Origin of the sequence: Photorhabdus sp. RM323S (assembly GCF_042879375.1) — a bacterium.
GTDB lineage: Bacteria > Pseudomonadota > Gammaproteobacteria > Enterobacterales > Enterobacteriaceae > Photorhabdus > Photorhabdus tasmaniensis.
The window spans coordinates 1-749 of the sequence record NZ_JBHFKZ010000178.1 but is presented as its reverse complement, the minus strand read 5'-3'; the positions used below and the strand labels follow the sequence as shown (position 1 = coordinate 749).

Here is a 749-nt window from a genome sequence, read left to right as displayed (position 1 = left end):
TTAGAGTCAGACCCGGCGCTTTCGATCCCCGATAACATGCGTTTTAAATCAAACCCTTTATAGGGATATAAGGGTTAAAAATCAGGGTGGGAAAAGATAAGAAAATACTGATACGTACTTTAGGTTCAATTATCAAGATTATCTGGGCGGTAAAAATTGAATAAAAGAAATATCTTACTCATTTTATTGGCAGGTGTGGCTATTTATGCCTTGTGGCAGTGGTATTTATCTGATCTGTATCATCCTGTTTTAACTGAAAAGGAAAAACAAATGACAACGGAAATGTTAGCAAATATGCAAACCCGTTGTATTGGTCGGTATTTGGTTGATTTGCCGGAAGCGTACAATAATACCGTCAATGATGCTGTTTGGGTGAATGATAACGTGGTGGAAACTCAACGGATCTATTTACCTGCATTTGAACAACGTATTCAATTACGGGAAGAAGCGTTACGGCAGATGAAAACGTCATATCCCGTTGATATGCCCTATTTAAAAAATATTTACTCTGTCCCCGAGGGGATGAAAGGGATTATTTTTGAACGTATGCAAAATCAAAGTGTACCGGATGCGGTCAGGGTATTAGAAGCCCATCTATATAGCAATGGTGTGGCGATTAAAGTAGAAATGGGAGCGACAAATGCTTCCGCTGCACGTTATGACAAAGATCGGCAGATTCATCCTGATATTTATAATAATGATGTGCCAGAGAAGCTGGCTGAGTTACGGTATTTTTTGTCCCGTATACG

At 39.3% G+C, this 749-nt stretch carries 1 pseudogene; it reads left to right on the top strand.

What is annotated here, in order from left to right:
• Positions 1-156: 156 nt before the first annotated feature.
• Positions 157-749, top strand: a pseudogene (locus tag ACGF7G_RS22545) (hypothetical protein); the annotation flags it as partial.